The sequence below is a fragment of the Streptomyces sp. NPDC017890 genome, assembly GCF_044328675.1.
Taxonomy (GTDB): Bacteria; Actinomycetota; Actinomycetes; order Streptomycetales; family Streptomycetaceae; genus Streptomyces.
Genome location: NZ_JBIRHU010000098.1, coordinates 1 through 2,848, shown reverse-complemented (window position 1 = coordinate 2,848; position 2,848 = coordinate 1). Strand labels below are relative to the sequence as shown.

2 protein-coding genes and 2 pseudogenes are annotated in these 2,848 nt (G+C 59.5%); 2 read left to right on the top strand and 2 right to left on the bottom strand.

Annotated elements, in window-relative coordinates; translation table 11 throughout:
- Positions 1–198: pseudogene (locus ACH4F2_RS35535) on the top strand (DDE-type integrase/transposase/recombinase); the annotation flags it as partial.
- A gap of 7 nt (positions 199–205) precedes the next feature.
- Here ACH4F2_RS35535 and ACH4F2_RS35530 read toward each other — a convergent pair.
- Positions 206–1,405, bottom strand: coding sequence for an IS30 family transposase (locus ACH4F2_RS35530; RefSeq protein ID WP_398136769.1), 1,200 nt, complete (start codon positions 1,403–1,405; stop codon positions 206–208).
- A gap of 241 nt (positions 1,406–1,646) precedes the next feature.
- Between ACH4F2_RS35530 and ACH4F2_RS35525 the strand changes: the two are divergent.
- Positions 1,647–1,961 (top strand): annotated as a pseudogene (locus tag ACH4F2_RS35525) (integrase core domain-containing protein); the annotation flags it as partial.
- A 240-nt stretch (positions 1,962–2,201) separates the two neighbouring features.
- Here ACH4F2_RS35525 and ACH4F2_RS35520 read toward each other — a convergent pair.
- The coding region (locus tag ACH4F2_RS35520) for a hypothetical protein (RefSeq protein WP_398136768.1) at positions 2,202–2,848 on the bottom strand (647 nt) is incomplete at its 5' end.

Genomic DNA, 2,848 nt, shown 5'->3' with positions numbered 1-2,848 from the left:
GGCGACATCACAGAGCATTGGACGAGCGAAGGCAAGCTCTACCTGTGCGCGTTCAAAGACGTATTCTCCAACCGGATCGTTGGCTACTCCATCAGCGATCGGATGAAGTCCCGGCTCGCGGTCGATGCGCTCGACAACGCCGTCGCCCGCCGAGATTTCGTCGCAGGCTGCGTGGTCCACACCGACAGAGGATCGCAAGGCGCATTCAACTGGTCGAAGCAACACGTTGCTGTTGAATTGATCGTAGGTGTTCGTCCCAAGCTTCAGCGGGGGTTCGCCATTGGAGTCGTTTCCGTGGTCGCGTGTTGAGAGCGTGTGCGACTGCCGCGAGATCGTCTGGGCTCCATCGCGAGAGATCAGTTCCCTTCGGAAAGTATTGGCGCAGTAGTCCATTCGCATTCTCGTTGGTACCTCGTTGCCATGGGCTGTGTGGATCGGCGAAGTACACCTTCAGCCCGGTGTCGATGGTGAACTGGGCGTGTGCGGACATTTCCTTTCCTCGGTCCCAGGTCAGCGAGCGTTTGAGTTCGGTGGGCATCGACGCCAGTGCCTGTGCCAACGCTCTGTTCATCGACACCGCTCCGTATCCCGACAGTGCCGGCCCGTTCTTGGTGATCGGTTGCTGTCGCCACCCTTGTTCCCGAGGCAGGTGCACGAGGGTGGTGTATCCGGTTGTGCGCTCGACGATGGTGCCGATCGCGGACCTGTCCGTGCCGATGATGAGATCACCTTCGTGGTGCCCGGGGATCGCACGGTCGTCGGCTTCTTCGGGACGCTCGCTGATGAGTACGTCCGGTGTCACATGGGCCCAGGCAACGCGTTTCGCTCTCGCGCGTGGCATCCGAAGAGCGCGGCCGGTGCGCAGGCACAAGATGAGTTCGCGGCGCAGCGCACTGCGACCCTCGATGAACAGGGACTGGTAGATGGCTTCGTGGCTGATCCGCATGGACTCATCATCCGGGAAATCGATCGGTAGCCGGTGCGAAATCTGCTCAGGGCTCCACGCTTTCACCCATCGGCGGTCCTGCCGATGCGGCTTGTTCAAGCCCTTCCATTGCCGTTCGAGCGGTCCGGCGACAGCATCGCCGCCCGGCTTGGTGATCTGGCCTGAGAGTCGGTCCTCGACGTAGTGCCGTAACCGATCGTTTGCCGCGAGCTTGGCGGTCTTCGGGCGACGAGCAAACAACTCGGCTTTCCAGTGCGCCACGCTGGCGCGGTATTCGAGCGTGCCTCCACGCGTGGCAGCGTTACGCCGCAGCTCCCGCGAGATCGTCGACGGGCTCCTTCCGATGGCACTCGCGATCGCGCGCACTCCGTGGCCGGTGGCGTGCAGGATCGCGATTTCCTCACGCTCTGCCAAAGAGAGGTACCTGCCTGCCGGCGCGGGCCACGAGTACGGCGTCATCCCGCCAGCGTGCCGGAACCACCGCTGGCCCGCAGGCTGTCCCACGCCGACAGCGTCAGCTGCCTCGCGAGGAAGCTTGCCAGTACTGATCTGCTCCCAAAAATCTCGTTCCTTCGACCGTGGATGGCCCGGCGCTCCCGGTGACCTCATCGGAGCCCTGCCCGTTACTTCCCGCACCCAATCCGATGGACGACCCACAACACCCTCCTGACCTCGAATGTTGCGTCCACCGATTGAGCCCAATCAGTACACGTCAATTACGTTCACCGACAGACTCATTGAGGCTGGTATCGATACCTCGATCGGGGCCACCGGGTCGAGCTACGACAACGCTCTCGCCGAAACGATCAACGGTCTCTACAAAACCGAGTTGATCAAACCCCGCGGGCCATGGCGAACAGTCGAACATGTGGAAATCGCCACCTTGGAATGGGTGGACTGGTTCAACCACCGACGCCTCTACGAGCACTGCAGCGATGTTCCACCGGCCGAACTCGAGGCGTTCCACTACGGTGAACACAGAACTACGCGAATCGCGGAGTTCTCAAATCAGTAAGTCTCCCGACTCGCCGGAGCGATTCAGTCTTACCCCCGGCAGTACTCGATCGGGATAGCAACCAAGCACTCGAAATATTCGTCAGGCGCGCGAACCGGAACATGTTGCCGGAGAGGCAGACTCACCGTCGACGAATGCAATGCCATCGACGACGGTGCCAGTAGCTGCCGTAACCGCCGCGCCGTGCCTGCGGTGCGAGCGCCGAGGACCTCGATCATACGGGACTGAGTTTGAGAACTGCTACTTCGACTTCGTGTAACTGCCCTCAATATCTTCGAGGGCATCGACAAGGCGGTGAGGTAGATGGAACTCCATATGCCCTGTGCGGAGGTAGGATTCGGATGACAGCACTCCCTGCATGATTTCGTTACCAGGTCGCAATTCATGTGCTCGTTGCAGTTCCGTGACAGCTGTCTTTATTACCTGAATTTCGGATCCGTCACTCATCAGTAAAGTGATTCCGATCCACGAGGGGTTGATGCCGGTGAGCTTGAGTAGGGATACGGGAGTTCCGTTGACTTCGATGTACCTATAGTCCCCGGCTGCAAGCAAAGCTAACCTCACTGCATTGGCACTTTGCGTGTAAGTGTGGGAATCAGAGTCAGTTTGATTGATCTCGAACTGTTTCCGTGCCTCGACGAGTTGGATGGTCTTTGTATCGAGGTCTGCGATGTCGCCTGGGTTGAAATATCGGTCGAGGCAGCGAATGCGCTGGTTGAGATGAATCCGGGTGCGCTTGGTCGCCACAGGGGTAACTCCGTTCGTGTAGTCGTCAATTCCATTGTATTGCAATAATTCGGGAGCAGCGCGCCGTAGCAACGTCAACGTGACGCCCCGAGGACACGGAGTTGGAGCATTGTTAGAGCTTGTGGTCGACGGACGGATCG